We start from the raw sequence: 16786 nt of genomic DNA, 5'->3' as shown, positions 1-16786 counted from the left end.
TTTCTGAAGCTTCAGAAAATAAAGTTGAAGTTTTGAAACAGCTTTTAGTACAATAATTGAGACAATGCTAGTGTTTAGCAATGCTCTTCATAAGCACTTTTAAGGTTATCAGCAATCATTTCAGCTGGTCGTCCTTCAATGTGATGTCTTTCTAACATGTGAACAAGTTCACCGTCTTTAAACAAAGCAATAGATGGAGAACTTGGTGGAAATGGAACCATTTGAGAACGTGCCTCATCAGTTGCTTCTTTATCAACTCCAGCAAAAACAGTTGTTAAATGGTCAGGGCTTTTAGCATTCTCGATTGACATTTTTGCACCTGGACGTGCATTTGCTGCTGCACAACCGCATACTGAGTTCACGAGAACTAATGTTGTTCCTTTTTGAGATAAGGCTTGAGTTACATCATCCTTAGATTTTAATTCTTTAAAGCCAACGCTAGTTAATTCTTCTTGCATTGGTTTAACCAGTTCTGGTGGATACATATCTTGATAATTTTATGTTCAACAATTTTTTACAAATATAAAATAAAATGAAGAGACAAAGAATGCATTAACTTTTATTAAGGAGTGCTATGTCCTTTATCAGTAAGAAAATGATCATTTACTTTTTATAAGTAGTTGTCCAATAAGTAAATCAAACTAGAGATACTTGCTGCACCAAGGTGTAGTTCACGTTTATTAACCGTTTCAAAAACATCATTTGCGTTATGGTGAATTTCAAAATAACGCTGACTATCAGGGACAAAACCGAAAAGCGCAATGTCTTTAAATTCAGATTTAAGTGGTGTGATATCAACACCGCCATAGCCTTCTTCAAGTTGCTGTAAAAGGTAAGGTTCAAAAAGCTTTGTAAAAGAAAGTAACAATTTTAATTGTCTATCATTTCCATCAAGGCTGAAACCTCTGGGTGTAAATCCACCACGGTCACTTTCAATCGCTGCAATGTGTTTTTCATTGCTTTGTCCCATTAATTCAGCATAGGTTTTGCCACCCATATTTCCGTTTTCTTCATTCATAAAAAAGACGACACGAATTGTGTTTTTAGGTTGATAATTTAAAGCCATTAAGGTTCTCGCCGCTTCCATTGAATGAACGATTCCGGCACCATCATCATGTGCACCTTCACCTACATCCCATGAGTCAAGGTGGCCTCCAACGGTGATAATATGATTTGGGTTTTCACTTCCCGTAATTTCCGCAATAACGTTATGTGACTTTTTTGGAGGAAAAGTTTTACAATTCATCTCAATCATCAATTTTGTAACGCCACGTGTTGTTATCATGTGTTTTTCCAATGCTGTTGCGTCCATTGTCGAAATTGCTGCGGCAGGAATTTTAGTCACACCATCTTCATATTGCATCGTTCCTGTATGTGGATGTGGATGTTCGCTTAAACTTAAAGAACGAATAATAACAGCTTTCGCGCTCTTATTGGCGGCATCAATAGCCCCCAATCCTCTTATAGGGTAGCAAGCACCGTAAGCATCAAAAGTTTCAATCATTTTCTGATCCATCGGCTGCGAGATGAAAACGATTTTACCTTTGACATCCTTCTTTTTAGCATTCTGTAAATCTTCTCGTGTTTTAAAGTGAATTAATTCAGCTTGTAAAGGTCCTTCAGTTGCAACAGAACCACCTAAAGCTAAAATATTGAGCTGATGGATATTACCATCAGTATCGGTGTACCAAGCTTTTTCAGTTGTGCCTCTCTCCCAATGCGGGACTTCGATTTCTTGTTTATAGACTTTATCAAAACCATAAGAATTAAGTTTATTATAACCCCATTCTACAGCCATATCAGCACTTGCAGAACCGGCCAATCTTGCGCCGATATCTTTGGTTAAACTTCTTAAATCTTCATAAGCTCTTCCATTTTCAAGTGTTTCATCAAAAATTTGACGCAGCATTGTACTGTCTTTTTGAAAATTAGTTTGGTTTTGACTAAAAACTGAGAGCTGTGTTGTTAAAATAATAATTGCTGAGAGTGTTATTTGGGGAATTCGCATGATTTATGATTTTTTGTGCTGAAAATTACAAAATTATTTCAACCACAAATGATAAATATTGATATAATGAATAAGTTGATGTGTTTTTAACCAAATAGAATCACATGATCTTGAAATTCAGATGACTGAAAAAGTAAAACCTTTGATTTTTCAAAAATAATATATAAATTTAAAGATGATAAATCAATTTGTAGATTTCTTATTTCCAAGGTTTTGTGCTTCATGTGAGCACCAGCTTATAGAAGCTGAAAATGTTCTGTGTACTTACTGTATTCACAACTTGGCAATTTATCCTGAAGAATTACAGAAATCTGCTTTTGAAAGTACTTTCTACGGTCGGGTGAATTATAAATTTGCAAAAACACTTTTTTATTTTCAAAAAGGAACTTCTGCACAACAGCTTATTCATAATTTAAAATATAGAGGTCAAAAATATATTGGAAATTTTGTAGGTCAATGGATGGCGCAATTGCTTTTATCACAGAAAGCATCATACGATTTTGATTGTATTGTTCCAGTTCCATTGCATCCGCAACGTATGCGTCAACGCGGTTACAATCAAATTGCCGGCTTTGGTCAAGTCATTTCAGAAAAACTAAATCTCAATTATGTAGATGATGTTTTATACCGACAATCCAACTCTGCGTCTCAAGTTTTTAAAAATAGATTGGCAAGAATTGAAATGATCGAAGGTGGTTTTTACCTTAAAAATATTGAGAAGCTAGCCAATAAACATGTTGTTTTGGTTGATGATTTAATCACAACAGGCTCCACGATTGAATCTTGCTATTTGGCTTTAAACAGAATCAAAAACTTAAAATTGAGCATCCTTACGATCTGCTTAGCTAGATAAAGAAAATGTTGTTTCTTTGCATTAAATATCAGAGTTTTGAAAGATTTACAACGTTTTATATTTTGTCTCGGCATCACTGTTTTAGTTTTATCATGCGCTCAGCGTGGTCGTCCAGATGGTGGTCCTGAAGATTTTGATCCGCCAGTGTTTGTAGGTTCTTCTCCTGCAAATTACAGTGTTAACTATAATAAAAACGAAATCAGAATTAATTTTGATGAGTTCGTCAAACTTGACAATCCGCGCCAGCAAGTCATCTTTTCACCTCCTATTGAGCCACGCCCAACTATTATGCCGATGAGTATGGCAAGCAAGAGTTTTACGATTGATATGCCTGTTGATTCACTTCAAAAAGAAACAACATACACCATCAACTTTGGCTTAAGCGTTCAGGATAATAATGAAGGCAACATTTTACCTTATTTTAAATATGTTTTTTCTACTGGAGATCAGCTTGATTCGCTTCAGGTCAAAGGTCATGTGAGAGACGCTTTTGAGCGTGAGCCTGACGAAAATATTTCAGTGCTTCTCTATCAAATTGATGGCACTTTTAATGATTCTATCATTTATAATGAATTACCAACTTATATTGCTTATACAGATTCTGTTTCTAATTTTAATGTAGAAAACATCAAAGAAGGCCGTTATAAACTCATTGCTATTTCCGATAAAAATAACAACTATCTCTTTAATCCAAAATCAGATAAAATTGATTTTTTAGAAAAGGAAATCGACTTGCCAACTGAAGAAGAGTTTGAATTATCTGTCTTCAAATCAGAAATTGATTTTTCAGCTAATCGGCCAAAACAAGTTTCTCAATTACACTTTGAATTTGGCTATGAAGGCAAGCTCGATAGCACCCAAATCGATTTGATATCGGATGCGCCTGCTGATTATGAATACCGTGTTTATAAAGATTTTGAAAAAGATACTTTACACTATTGGTATAAACCTTTTGTAGAAAAAGATTCTTTACTTTTTGAAATCACTAACAAAAATTATCGCGACACTTTAGAAATAAGACCTAAACAAATAGAGGAAGATTCTTTGAGTTTGGTAGCCAATCCAACTGGAGGAATTGGTTTTTTTGAAGATTTTACTTTACGCGCCAATACGCCTATTGAAGAAATTGACACGACTAAATTTTCTATGCTAACGAGAGATTCAATTCCTGTTGACCTGAAAATTGATCTTGATCAAACACTTAATCAATTAAAAGTGAGCTTTGATAAAGATGAAAAACAACGCTATCAATTAAGGCTTTTACCTGCCGCAATTACTGATTTTTATGGAAAAACAAATGATACTTTAGATTACAATTTCAAAACAAGATCATATTCAGATTTTGGAAATATAGATTTAACAGTGAATAATATAGCCCGTTTTCCAGTGATTGTAGAAATGGTTGACGAAAATGGTTTCGTAGAGCAAAGTCTCTACCATGAAGAGGCTAATTTATTTAAATTCAAATTCATTAAACCTGGCGAATATTATTTCCGAGTGATTTATGATGATAATGAAAATGGTAAATGGGATTCAGGAAATTACCTAAAAAAGCAAAAACCTGAAGAGCTTATTTATGTCAAAAAATCACTAAAAGTGAGAGCCTTTTTTGATTATGTTGAAAAAATTAATTTAGAATAAAATCATCACGATCTTTAAGAAAACCAAATTTCTCTCTAGCTTCTTGAAGTTTGTTTTTGTTAAGTGTACAATGTTCTACAACATGCGGATTTTCAAGCTCGTGTGTGCTAATTCTTTCGCCTAAATAATCATAAACTGCTGAATGCCCAACGTAAGGAAAATCATTATTATCTTTTCCTGTTCGGTTAACGCCAACAACGTAAGCCATGTTTTCAATCGCTCGCGCTTTTAATAAAGCGTCCCAAGCCGTGATTCTTTTTTCGGGCCAATTGGCAACGTAAAGCAAAAGATCATAATCTTCAAGATTGCGAGACCAAGCCGGAAAACGCAAATCATAACAAATTAACGGACAAATTTTCCAGCCTTTGTATTCGACAATCAATTTTTTGCTTCCCGCTGTATAGGCGCGTTCTTCTTTTGCTAAACTGAACAAATGCTTTTTATCATATTGATGCGTTTCACCATCAGATTTCACAAAATAAAGACGATTGTAATAGTTCTTTTTTTCTTTAAGCATCACACTTCCTGTGATCGCAACATCATGTTTTTGAGCCAAATTTTGAAGCCATGATAATGTCGGTCCTACTTCTTCAGCAATACCTTCGGGATGCATAGAAAAACCAGTTGTAAACATTTCTTGAAGCACAATTAAATTTGTTTTGGCAGCTTCTTCAGCAATATATTTTTCAAATTTCTGACGATTTTCTTCAGGTGATTCCCAAATCAAATCTGTTTGTAAATAACTCACGGCTAAGGTTGACATAAACTTCAAATTTTGTTAATCAAAGATGACATTTTTATTCTTCAATATCAAATACTGATGAAATTATGTAACTTTAAACTATGAAAACAAAACGACTCGCAGTATTCAATTTTTTGAGTGTTATTTTTGCAATTGCAACCAGCTATTACACACAAGCATTTAAGCTCAATGGCAATACAATTGGGAGCTTAAGTAAAGAACCTGAATATCAAAATCTTTTTACGCCAGCACCTTATGCATTTGCGATTTGGGGTTTAATTTACATTGCTTTAATTCTGATGACTGTCTATCAGCTTTATCAAGCATTTTATAAAAAATCAGATTTAGATTTTGTAAAAAAAATGAAGTATTGGCTTGTTAGCGCTAATTTGTTGACCTCATTTTGGGTGATCGCATGGCTATATGAATACACAGGTTTATCAGTCATTTTTATGTTTTTGGCTTTATTTTCATTGCTTAGAATTATTGTCAATACAAACATGGAACGCTGGGACGCACCAGTTAAATTTGCAGCTTTTAATTGGTGGCCGATTTGTTTTTATTCAGGATGGTTAACTGTTGCTAGCATTGCAAACACAGCAGCTTTTTTAACCAAATCGGGATTTCGTGACTTTATTTTTTCAGAGCAAAACTGGACGATCATCATGATTGTTATCGCAACACTTATCAATGTTGGGATGGTTTATTACAGAAATATGCGAGAGTATGCAGCCATTGGTGTTTGGGCGCTTTTTGCAATCTATATCAGACATCAAAACGCTGAAGGAACACTAGCAATTACAGCTTTGGTTTGTGCGATTATTGTTGGTTTTGCAATTTCATACCATGCATTTGTGAACAGAAGAACATGACCAGGAATTCGGAAGTTTTATGAATAAAACACCTTCACTTTTTCAAGTTATTAATCTCTAACTTAAAGTCTATCTTTGCGAAAAATTGTAAGCTGTTTCAAAAAGTAAATTTTGTCAATCTTCTTCGAGACTTCGTTGATTTTGAGATTGTTTTTTATATTTTGAACTGTCATTTTCTATGAAAAAAAATAAAGATTCTGTTTTTCGTAAGTTCACCAACGATGTTCATTTGTGGCTTGGCATCGCAAGTGGTCTCATTCTTTTTTTGATTTGTCTGAGCGGAACAATTTTGGTTTTTGATAAAGAAATTAGAGCTTTTTTTCAAGAAGAACTTGTCATTGAAAACACTGATCAAAAGAAGATTTCACTAGACAATTTGTCTTCAAAGTTGGAAAAATTTGGAGAAGTTCAGAGTGCGAAAATTCCCGAATCTGATGATAAAGCTTACGAATTCCGTATCAAAACTTCACCAGAAAAACGCCGCGGCGAAATTTTTAAAGTGAATCCTTACACGGCTGAAGTTTTAAAGCCACAAAAAACTTTCGCAGACGCTGTGATGTTGTTTTTCTTTAAGATGCACCGCTGGCTTCTATTCGACTCTTCTATAGGTCGACCAATTGTTGGGATTGCAACTCTCATTTTTTTAATACTGACTTTCAGCGGATTGATTCTTTGGTTTCCTAAAAAACGCATCAGATGGAAATCACTAAAACGCGGTTTAAAAATAAAATACAAAGGCAAAAGTTCACGTTTAAACCATGATTTGCATAACACTTTAGGTTTTTACGCAAGTCTATTTTTGATCATTATGGCGCTCACAGGATTGAATTGGTCTTTCGAATGGTGCCGAGATTTAAACAGCTTTGTTTTAGGTGAAAAAGTGTTTAATAGAAATGCGTTATCAGCTTATAAAACAACTTCACTTAAAGATGAAGCAGTCAGTTTTGATGAAATTTATCAACAATCAAAAACAGAATTTCCTTTTCCAGGCGATGTTGATATCAATTTTCCTTCAACTGAAAATGATGTATTTAAAATCAGAAAATACCATGCAGAAAGTTTATCTCCAGTGTTTTACGACCAATTAATCATTGATCAAAATGCTGAGGTTCTTTATAAACAAGCTTTTAAAGATCATGCTTTAAATGTCCAAATCGCTTCTCACATCAAAGCTTTGCATACAGGTGAAATTTATGGTTGGCTTTCAAAATGGATTTACTTTTTGGCTTGTCTCATCGCCACAAGCTTGCCGATCACGGGATCTATTATTTTTGCAAACAAGCTTAAACTTAAACGCCAGAAAATGTTGAAGCAAAATCTAAAAGTGAATTGGCATAGGAAGTTTTAACTTTATATATCTAAGAATACCACAATAATAAATTGGATAAATTCAAATTATTTGCTGATATTTAGAATAAATTCCAAGAAAAATGGCGACAATAGATAATTTAAAAAACGAATTGATTGACAAAATTATGTCTATTGAAAATAAAGATTTTTTAGTAGCTCTTGATCAACTTATTTCCTCTAATTCATCAAATCCTGAAATTATCGAATTATCTCAAGAGCAAAAAGCCATGTTAGAATTGAGCGAAAGAGATATCGAAAATGAAAGATTGATTTCTCAAGAAAAGATGGATATAAGAGATCTGGAATGGATCAACGAACTGTAAAGTGGACACGTACAGCGGATATTCAATAAGTTGGAATCCTTGAATATTGGGTCAAGCACAATAAATCTAAATCTTTCTCAAAAAAACTGATTAGAATTGTAGCTGAACGAACGAAACAAATAGCAACTTCACCTTTTATTTATAAAAAGACCGACTTTAAAGAGACTCGTGTTGCATCATTAGGGAATTTTAGCATTTATTACAAAATATCTGAAAAGCATATTTTAATCACTGCTTTTTGGGATAATAGGCAAGATCCTAAAATGTTATTGAAAGTGTTGGCTTAATTCTAATTAAAAGATGTCTTAATTACTTTGATTTTTACTTGACCACCAAACGAATAGTTTCTTTGTTTTCATTACTCATAATTTCTATAAAATAAACACCAGTAGCAAGGTTTAACTCTAATTTTTGGTAAAGCTTTGCAGCGTTAAATGTTTTAACTAGCCTTGCTGTACTTGTGTAAACATTTATCTTTAAATCACCAGTATTGTTGCCACCAATTTGAAAGTATTTTTCAGCTGGATTGGGATAGATTGAAAAAGCCTTAACTTGGTTTGAAGGTGTGCTCAGGGTTTTTGGAACAAACTTAGCTAAATACACATTTTGTGGATTATTACCAGCTCCTATATTTGGTTGGTAAGCGCTTTCTGTAGCAATTCCTGTAGTACTCATACTGTGACCAGCTAAGTAAAAATTATCTCCTTGGTTTGCAATAAAATTGGTTTCTCTTTTTTCGCCACCATAATAACTTCCCCATAAGCGTTGACCATTCTCATCAAATTTTGCAAAAAAAGCATCTTTATCACCACCGCCATAACTTTCTTGATGCGCACCAAGACTAGCAATACCATTGGTGGCATTAGTTTCTCCAGAAATCCAAATGCTGTTGTCTGAATAAGAAACTGACTTGGCAATTGTTAAGGAATTGGCACCCTGGCTACCCATATAAGTGCCCCAACTTGGATTACCATCCAAATCCATTTTAAGCAGAAATGCATCGTTGGGTGCTGTTAAGTTTTCGTGGTGAACACCTGTGGTGGCAATATTAGTTGAGCTTGCAGTATATCCGGTAATATAAAGATGGTTGTTGGCAATAACTATATCTTTTGGAGTGTCATTTTCTTCGCCACCATAATAGGTACACCATATTTTGTCTCCATTTTCATTAAATTTAGTTACCATTAAGTCACCTTCCCCATTATTTACAGTTTGGTAGGCACCTGCGGTTGTAAGGTAAGCGGCAGTAGGTCTTGCGCGCCCTACAACATAAATATTGTTATTGGCATCTATGCCAACAGCATTCGCTCCCAAACTATCTACAAACTGACCATGATAAGTGCTCCATATAAGGTCACCATCTAAACTAAATTTAGCGATGAACGGTACTGTGTATAGAATACTTCCGGGTGGTTGCGGATTTACAGTTGATTGATAGCTACCAGGAGTGGCTATGTTGGTACTAGATTGTGTAACACCAACTACATAAAAAAATCCATCTTTTAGGCTTATGCTTTGAATTTTCTCTAAATTTTCGCCACCAAAATAGGTTGCCCAAACCAAGTTACCATTCGTGTCAAATTTTGCAATATAACAATCGCCGTTTCCATTGTTAACAGGAGAAGAGTTGTTAATGCTTTCTTGGTGAGCCCCTGGCGTAGCAATATTCGTGTTACTCTTAGTGTAGCCTGTTATATATATGTTGTTTTCTTCGTCCATGACCAGTTCACCAGCCTCATGTTCACCATCTGGTCCTCCAAAATAAGTGGACCATACAAGGTTACCAGCAGTATCAAATTTTGTAAGCATGTCATCTTGCATGCCAGCAAAATTAGGTTGATGGGTGCCAGGCGTTCCCGTCAAACCATTTGGAGCGGTTACGTTGGATCGTATGTATATATTCTCACGGGAATCTACCGCTATCCCAAAAGACCAAAGCCAGTAGCCACCATAGTAGGTCGCCCACTCTCTGTCGTAGGGGAAAGGTAGATTTTCTTGGGCAAAAGAAGGTGAGTTAAATATGATAGCTAAAAATAATATAAAATATGAAAAAAGCGGACGATTGGTTATTCTTTTTGGTTTCATAATAGTTTGTTATATAGAGTATTATGTGATGAATTTAAAGAAAATTTAGGATAAATTATAAAGAATCTTGATTTTCTTAAAAAAGAATTTATTTATCACTATCTAACTTCTTAAAAGCATTTGCTCATTTCTTTATCAAGTTCATCTTCGCTTAACACTTTATTATTTTCAGATTGTTGATTTTCTTTAATAAGTCTTTGTCATATTTTCATCAACGATGATGATGTAATCGGCTAAGTTTTTGTTCTTTTCATCCAGCCTTTTGAGTTGCTCCTGCTCTACTGTTGTGATTGTTTTGATGCGAACTTCTTTTCTGTATTGTTTTAAATACCAAAAAATCCCTTCAAAATAATTAGAATGATAACTGCCGTTAAAATGAATAAAAACTTCATTAGGCAGAAGATCTGTTAGTGTAAAATGCGCCATTGTTGCATCTTTAATCGCTTGCGCTTTCACGATATCAACGCCGCCGTGATCACCCATCATTTTGAGCATATCTTGGTAAGATCGCAACTCAATATCAAAAGGAACTGGTAAAGGTGCAATCCATGATTTTTGTTTTGAACTTAATTCGTCTAAGGCTTTAAATCCGCCTTTTTTGTAAACATCACTTGCAAATCTTCTCGGAATGTTTGTTGCGATAAATTCTAAAGAATTCGTTTTAGCAAAATCAACTAAAGGTTTATAATCTGTTTTATAATTCGGCCATAATTTAATGGAATCTTGCAGCTGTTTAGCAGAAAATTCATCTGATAAATAAGCATTTAAAGCTTCTTGCTGATCAGCTTCAAACATTTCTGCGCCAAGCTTGATATTGATTTTTTCGTCATGCAGACTTTTCACAACTTCATATTGTAACCAATGCGAAATTGGGTTGTCGTGAAACTCACCAAACAAAACGACATCAACATCTTCCAAAACTTCAATCATATCTTGGAAAGCGATTTCTTTTCCAGTTTGATCAACGAGTTTGTAGGCCGCTTTATGTTGTGCAAAAGAAGATATCGAAAAAAAGAGGCTTAATATTAAACACAAACGAAGTTTTAAAGTCATAACTAAAAGTTTCTAATAAGGTGAAAAGATTAGCTAAATTAGCGATTTTACGTAGGACATAAAACAATTACTTGATGAAGACAAAACAATTATTTTTGAGTTTAACTTTCTTCTTGTCATTTTTAGGTTTCGCACAATCTGAATTGACAGTCGAAAAAATTATGCAAGACCCAAATTGGATGGGAACCTTCCCTTCAAATATCCAATGGAATGAACAATCTGATGTGATTTACTTTCAGTACAATCCTGAAAAAAACATTTCAGATTCGCTTTATAAAATCAGTTTAAAAAAGAAGAATCACATTGAAAAAGTCAGCTTAAATGAGAAGCGACATCTCATTCCTCAAAGCGGCGATTATAATTCAAAGAAGCGTGAAAAAGTTTATACAAAAAATGGTCAATTGATGCTTTATGGCGTTCGTCGTGGAGAATCAAAAATGTTATTGAATTTAGGGAAATCTATTATTTCGCCTCAATTTATATCAGACGAGCGTATTTCATTTATGATGGATTCCAATCTTTATGTTTACAATTTAAAAACAGCGCAAATCAATCAGTTGAGTTTTATACAGAAAGGGAAAAAATCAAGCGATAAAAATAATTTAAGCGAAAGAGAAGAATGGTTGAAAAATGAAAATCTGGAGCTTTTGGCTGAGGTTAATAAAGCAGAAGAAAGAAAGGAAAAACAAAAAGAGTATCGCGATAATTTTGATGAAAATCAAAAGAAATTTTATTTAGGAAAAGCAAGAGCTTACAATTTTAATGTCAGCAATAAGGCTGATTATTTAAGCTTTCAAACCTATAATCCAACAGGTTCAGATTATACTGGCGTTCCAAATTATGCTGATGCTTCTGGTTACACCAAAAATTTAAATGCACGCTCAAAAGTTGGCGATCAAGAACGCAAAACAACACTTTACTTATACAACACAGCAAATGATTCTGTGATGAAAATCGATCCGACAAATCTTCCAGAAATCGATAGATTACCAGCTTACACAAAGGATTATCCAGACAGAGATTGGAAAAAAGAACCAAGAGCTGTCACTTATTCTGAAGTTTATTTCTCTCCAAATGACAAACATGCGGTTGTTGATGTGCGCTCACAAGACAATAAAGACCGTTGGATTTGTGAAATTGATTTAACTTCAGGTGAATTAAAAACAATCAGTCATCAACATGATGAGGCGTGGATTGGTGGCCCAGGCATTAATGGATATTACAACGGCGGAACTTTAGGTTGGGTTGATTCTCAAACAATCTACTACCAATCAGAACAAACAGGTTATTCTCATCTTTATACTTATCATGTTTCTTCAAAAAAAGAAAAAGCTTTAACCTCAGGAGAGTTTGAAGTTTTTAATCCGCAACTTTCAAATGATAAGAAGCATTGGTATTTCACATCATCAGAAGTTCATCCTGGTGAACGTCATTTTTATAAAATGCCAATTTCTGGTGGAAATAAAATAAAGCTAACTTCAATGGAAGGAAATAATGAAGTGACTTTATCGCCTGATGAAAAATACTTAGCGATTCGTTTTTCTTCAAAAAATCAACCTTGGGAACTTTACTTAAAGCGCAATAAAAAAAATGCAAAAGCAGAGCAATTAACAGACGGGAAATCTAAAGAATTTCAAGCTTATAACTGGAGAAAACCTGAATTGATTCAGTTTGAAGCCAGCGATGGCGAAAAACCTTATGCAAGATTGTATAAACCAGATGCAGATAAAGATATGCATGCGGCTGTTATTTTTGTACATGGCGCAGGTTATTTACAAAATGCGCACAAATGGTGGTCAACTTACTTCAGAGAATATATGTTTCATAATTTGCTAACAGATTTAGGCTACACCGTTTTAGATATTGATTACCGTGGCAGCGCAGGTTATGGCCGCGATTGGCGAACTGCAATTTACAGACAAATGGGCGGAAAAGATTTGTCTGACCAAATTGACGCAGCTGATTTTCTTGTGCAAGAACATGGCATCAACCCTGATAAACTTGGTATTTATGGCGGAAGTTATGGCGGTTTTATCACTTTAATGGCAATGTTCAATTCGCCAGACACTTTTCAAGCTGGTGCGGCTTTGCGTTCTGTGACAGATTGGGCGCATTACAATCATGCTTACACATCAAATATTTTGAACGAGCCACATCTCGATCCGATTGCATACCGTCGCTCCTCACCTATTTATTTTGCTGAAGGTTTAAAGAATCGTTTACTGATTGCTCATGGTATTGTTGATACAAACGTGCATTTTCAAGATGTTGTACGTTTATCTCAGCGTTTAATTGAACTCGGAAAAGACGATTGGGAAATGGCCGTTTATCCAGTTGAAGGACACGGATTTACTCAGCCAAGCAGTTGGACGGATGAGTATAAACGCATCTTAAAACTCTTTCAAGAAACTATCGGTAAAAAAGATTAAGTTTACAGTCGATTTTTTAAAACTCGCATTCACCTCAAAAGGTGTTCGCAACATCTTTAAATTTTATATTTTTGCACTATGGCAAAAGAACAAGACAAATTCAAACAAGTAATTTCCCATGCTAAGGAATATGGGTACATATTTTCATCAAGTGAAATATATGATGGTTTAAGCGCGGTTTATGACTACGGTCAAAATGGTGTTGAACTCAAAAATAATATCAAAAACTATTGGTGGAAATCAATGGTGCAAATGCATGAAGAAATTGTGGGACTTGATGCTGCAATTTTGATGCACCCAAAAACTTGGGAAGCTTCAGGACATGTTGACGCATTTAACGATCCGTTGATTGATAACAAAGATTCTAAAAAGCGTTATCGCGCTGATGTTTTGGTGGAAGATTATGTTGAAAAACTAGAGCAAAAAGCGCAAAAAGAAATCAAAAAAGCCGAAAAACGTTTTGGAGATAAATTTGACGAGCAAGAATTTGTTTCAACACATCCACGTGTGGTGAAGTATCGTCAACAATCTAAAGAAATACTAGAACGCCTTGGCGAATCGCTCAACAATGGTGATTTAGTCGATGTCAGAAACTTGATTGACGAACTTGAAATCGCTTGTCCCGCTAGCGGTTCACGAGATTGGACAGATGTGAAGCAGTTCAACTTAATGTTCGGAACAAAGTTAGGCGCATCGGCAGAATCAGCTTCAGATTTATATTTACGTCCAGAAACGGCACAAGGTATTTTTGTGAATTTTGCAAACGTTCAGAAAACAAGCCGACACAAAATTCCTTTCGGAATTGCGCAAATCGGGAAGGCGTTCCGTAATGAAATTGTGGCAAGACAATTTATTTTCCGTCAGCGTGAATTTGAACAGATGGAAATGCAATATTTCGTGAGACCAGGTGAAGAGCTAAAATGGTTTGAACACTGGAAGGAAACACGTTACAAATGGCATCAATCATTAGGTTTAGGTGAAGAGAATTACAGATTTCACGATCACGAAAACTTAGCACATTACGCCAACGCAGCGACGGATATTGAGTTTAAATTTCCATTCGGATTTAAAGAACTTGAAGGCATTCACTCACGTACGGACTTTGATTTAAAAGCGCACGAAGAATTATCAGGAAAGAAACTTCAGTTTTACGATCCTGAGTTAAAAGAAAACTATACGCCTTTTGTTGTTGAAACTTCAATCGGTTTAGACAGAATGTTTTTGGCGGTATTTTCAGCAGCACTTCAAGATGAAGATTTAGGCGATGGAAAGAGCAGAACCGTTTTGAAAATTCCTCCGATTTTAGCACCGCATAAAGCAGCGATTTTCCCATTACTGAAGCGAGATGGTTTACCAGAAATTGCTAAAGAGATTATGAAAGAATTGCAGTGGGATTTTAATGTGATTTATGATGAAAAAGATGCAGTAGGTCGTCGTTATCGTCGTCAAGACGCAGCGGGAACACCTTTCTGTATCACAGTTGACCACGACACAAAAGAAGATGGCACAGTGACCATCAGACATCGCGATAGCATGGAGCAACAACGCGTGAAGATAGAAGATTTAAAAGCAATTATTCAAAAAGAAGTTGATTTTAGAACTGTTTTAGAGTCTTAAAAACAGACTATTTTACATTAAAAAAAAAATCCCTCAAGAGTTAAGCTATTGAGGGATTTTTTTGTTGGGTTTATTGCGTGATGAATTTACTGGTATATGTTTTGATGTTATGTTAATTCAATGAAAAATAATGGCATAACCTATGAAAACTATATTTGTAATGATTAACGCATTGATTTTTCTAACAAACTCATTTATTGTTCAAAACACTAGTCAAGAAGAATTAATGATAAATCTAATTACTCATAAAGAAATATCACTTTATGTAGACGCTCCTTTAATTTATAAAAATGAATTAAGTGAAAACTTTCAAAATATAGCTTTGACAGCTGATAAAGAATATCGAGATATTTTAGTGCTCAGAGCTTTAAAGAAAATAAAATCCAATAAAGAACTTTACAAAGTAGGTGTTTTTATACCTTTTGAAAATGTTTACATAGAGTTTGAATGTTTAGAAGATATCAACGGTTGTTGGGATATCAAGATATTGAGTTCAGTAGAATACTAATTAAGCTTTGCAACAGTATATTTTTACAACGACAAATAATTGTCCTAATTAGTTTTCTTTTACTTGGAGGTTTTAAGGGCTTTGCTCAGGAAATTGTTATCCCGAAGGATACCTTATATCTCGATTATTCTTACTATTTCAAAAATTGTCAACATTCAGATATTTTAGACAAACTAAAATGGAAAAAAGAAAATGGCATACAGTTCAATTTATGTGGAGAAGCAATTTTATTTTATCCTCATAAAGGAGATTCTGAAACTTTAGAAATTAGAGATTTGCAGGATTATCATTTTACCGAGTTAAAACATCTAGATAGTCTGGGGAGACAATGGTATAGAAAAAATTTGAATTTACTTCAAAAAAAATGGGGTAAAATCTTCCCGCCTCATGATAAGAACGGCAAGTACGTAACCTATTTAATTGAAGAGCAGGAAAGTTATTTTAAGCGTATCAGTTAATACAAAAGAAAACATCTACATCTCATTTACTTGAATCGGAGAGATCTTACAATGTTTATATAGATATTATTAATCAAGAATATAATAATCCAAGTCAACAATGTTAATAACTAAAATTTACTTCAGTATTTGTATCATTTTCCTAATAAGTTGTCAAAATGATAAGAAAATAAAAGACTCTTCATGTAATGATAAGATTGATTCGATAATGGAAATACCAAAGTTTAAACTTGTCAACATTATTACACAATCAGACAGTATAGATATTGAAAAACTAAAAAGTTTAGATTTAACAAATTCTCATCTTCAAGAAATTAAATTTAATCTTATAAAGAGTAAAAATATAAATAAAATACAAGAAGATTTTTTAACTAATTATATGGGTCATTATGATGCACAAAACACAAAAAATCAAAGATTAAAGAGTTTTACTCTTAAAAAGGATAGCATTGAAATGATGATAAATAATAGGGTAGAGTTATTCAAATATAATTTATATCATTCTTATAGTTATAGAGATGAAGATTATTTTAAAGTTAAGGCAGGTCAGTATTTTTTAAATTTTACACCTTCAAATATTGTGTTTGTAAATGATAATTTGTGTATGGATTGCCCTGAAATGGTTTTTATTAAAAAGTAGAATCACAGAGATTTAATTAACATTTAAGCGTAGCTTATCATTTTACATTAAATAAAAATCCCTCAAGAGTCAAGCTGTTGAGGGATTTTTTTGTTGGTTATTTGAAAATAATTTATTTATTTGTGCTTTTTTAACAAAATTTGCTATATATTTATTTTTTATTAACAATTTAAATAATACTGTCAATGTTTAATTTACACACACACA

Annotated in this window: 15 protein-coding genes; 10 read left to right on the top strand and 5 right to left on the bottom strand. The window is 33.9% G+C overall.

Translation table 11 applies throughout. The features are described 5' to 3' along the window. Window positions 1–74: 74 nt before the first annotated feature. Window positions 75–485: a BrxA/BrxB family bacilliredoxin gene (locus BLV84_RS08325; protein ID WP_093244217.1), complete on the bottom strand. Its 411-nt coding sequence runs from the start codon at window positions 483–485 to the stop codon at window positions 75–77. A gap of 125 nt (window positions 486–610) precedes the next feature. After that, entirely contained in the window at window positions 611–2008 is a 1398-nt protein-coding gene (locus BLV84_RS08320) for a M20/M25/M40 family metallo-hydrolase (protein ID WP_093244216.1), read from the bottom strand. 175 nt (window positions 2009–2183) lie between these two features. Here BLV84_RS08320 and BLV84_RS08315 point away from each other — a divergent pair, with 175 nt between their 5' ends. Beyond that, window positions 2184–2861 (top strand): ComF family protein, encoded by a 678-nt coding sequence (locus BLV84_RS08315; protein ID WP_093244215.1) that lies wholly within the window; start codon window positions 2184–2186, stop codon window positions 2859–2861. A gap of 36 nt (window positions 2862–2897) precedes the next feature. Further along, window positions 2898–4502 carry an Ig-like domain-containing domain gene (locus tag BLV84_RS08310; protein ID WP_093244214.1) on the top strand — a complete coding sequence of 535 codons (1605 nt, stop codon included), beginning with the start codon at window positions 2898–2900 and terminating at the stop codon, window positions 4500–4502. Here BLV84_RS08310 and BLV84_RS08305 read toward each other — a convergent pair. Continuing rightward, entirely contained in the window at window positions 4489–5265 is a 777-nt protein-coding gene (locus BLV84_RS08305; RefSeq protein WP_093244213.1) for an amidohydrolase, read from the bottom strand. The two genes, BLV84_RS08310 and BLV84_RS08305, sit on opposite strands and share 14 nt — an antisense overlap. Before the next feature lie 80 nt (window positions 5266–5345). Between BLV84_RS08305 and BLV84_RS08300 the strand changes: the two genes are divergently transcribed. From BLV84_RS08300 to BLV84_RS08290, 3 genes are all read left to right on the top strand, one after another. Then, the gene (locus BLV84_RS08300) at window positions 5346–6116 is read left to right on the top strand and encodes a hypothetical protein (RefSeq protein WP_093244212.1); all 771 of its coding nucleotides are present in this window, start codon (window positions 5346–5348) and stop codon (window positions 6114–6116) included. A gap of 178 nt (window positions 6117–6294) precedes the next feature. Further along, complete coding sequence (locus BLV84_RS08295; protein ID WP_093244211.1) at window positions 6295–7464, top strand: PepSY-associated TM helix domain-containing protein; 1170 nt, start codon at window positions 6295–6297, stop codon at window positions 7462–7464. Window positions 7465–7546: 82 nt separating this feature from the next. After that, window positions 7547–7789 (top strand): hypothetical protein, encoded by a 243-nt coding sequence (locus BLV84_RS08290; RefSeq protein WP_093244210.1) that lies wholly within the window; start codon window positions 7547–7549, stop codon window positions 7787–7789. 321 nt (window positions 7790–8110) lie between these two features. Here the strand turns inward: BLV84_RS08290 and BLV84_RS08280 are convergent, their stop codons facing one another. Both BLV84_RS08280 and BLV84_RS08275 read right to left on the bottom strand, forming a co-directional pair. After that, window positions 8111–9598, bottom strand: coding sequence for a T9SS type A sorting domain-containing protein (locus BLV84_RS08280; RefSeq protein ID WP_159429407.1), 1488 nt, complete (start codon window positions 9596–9598; stop codon window positions 8111–8113). Window positions 9599–10060: 462 nt separating this feature from the next. Beyond that, on the bottom strand, window positions 10061–10927 hold the full coding sequence (locus BLV84_RS08275; RefSeq protein WP_093244208.1) for a ChaN family lipoprotein: 867 nt from the start codon (window positions 10925–10927) through the stop codon (window positions 10061–10063). A gap of 74 nt (window positions 10928–11001) precedes the next feature. Between BLV84_RS08275 and BLV84_RS08270 the strand changes: the two genes are divergently transcribed. The 5 genes from BLV84_RS08270 (at window position 11002) to BLV84_RS08250 (ending at window position 16579) form a co-directional block, all read left to right on the top strand. Next, on the top strand, window positions 11002–13356 hold the full coding sequence (locus tag BLV84_RS08270) for a S9 family peptidase (protein ID WP_093244207.1): 2355 nt from the start codon (window positions 11002–11004) through the stop codon (window positions 13354–13356). Between the two features lie 78 nt (window positions 13357–13434). Continuing rightward, on the top strand, window positions 13435–14973 hold the full coding sequence (locus tag BLV84_RS08265) for a glycine--tRNA ligase (RefSeq protein ID WP_093244206.1): 1539 nt from the start codon (window positions 13435–13437) through the stop codon (window positions 14971–14973). 142 nt (window positions 14974–15115) lie between these two features. Next, window positions 15116–15481: a hypothetical protein gene (locus tag BLV84_RS08260; RefSeq protein ID WP_143521341.1), complete on the top strand. Its 366-nt coding sequence runs from the start codon at window positions 15116–15118 to the stop codon at window positions 15479–15481. Beyond that, window positions 15445–15939 (top strand): hypothetical protein, encoded by a 495-nt coding sequence (locus BLV84_RS08255; RefSeq protein WP_093244204.1) that lies wholly within the window; start codon window positions 15445–15447, stop codon window positions 15937–15939. The genes BLV84_RS08260 and BLV84_RS08255 overlap by 37 nt, the downstream gene beginning before the upstream one ends. A gap of 208 nt (window positions 15940–16147) precedes the next feature. Next, the gene (locus BLV84_RS08250; RefSeq protein WP_093244203.1) at window positions 16148–16579 is read left to right on the top strand and encodes a hypothetical protein; all 432 of its coding nucleotides are present in this window, start codon (window positions 16148–16150) and stop codon (window positions 16577–16579) included. Window positions 16580–16786 lie beyond the last annotated feature (207 nt).

Origin of the sequence: Psychroflexus halocasei, from assembly GCF_900107595.1 — a bacterium.
In the GTDB taxonomy this organism is placed as follows: domain Bacteria; phylum Bacteroidota; class Bacteroidia; order Flavobacteriales; family Flavobacteriaceae; genus Psychroflexus; species Psychroflexus halocasei.
This window is presented reverse-complemented; position numbering and strand designations above follow the sequence as displayed.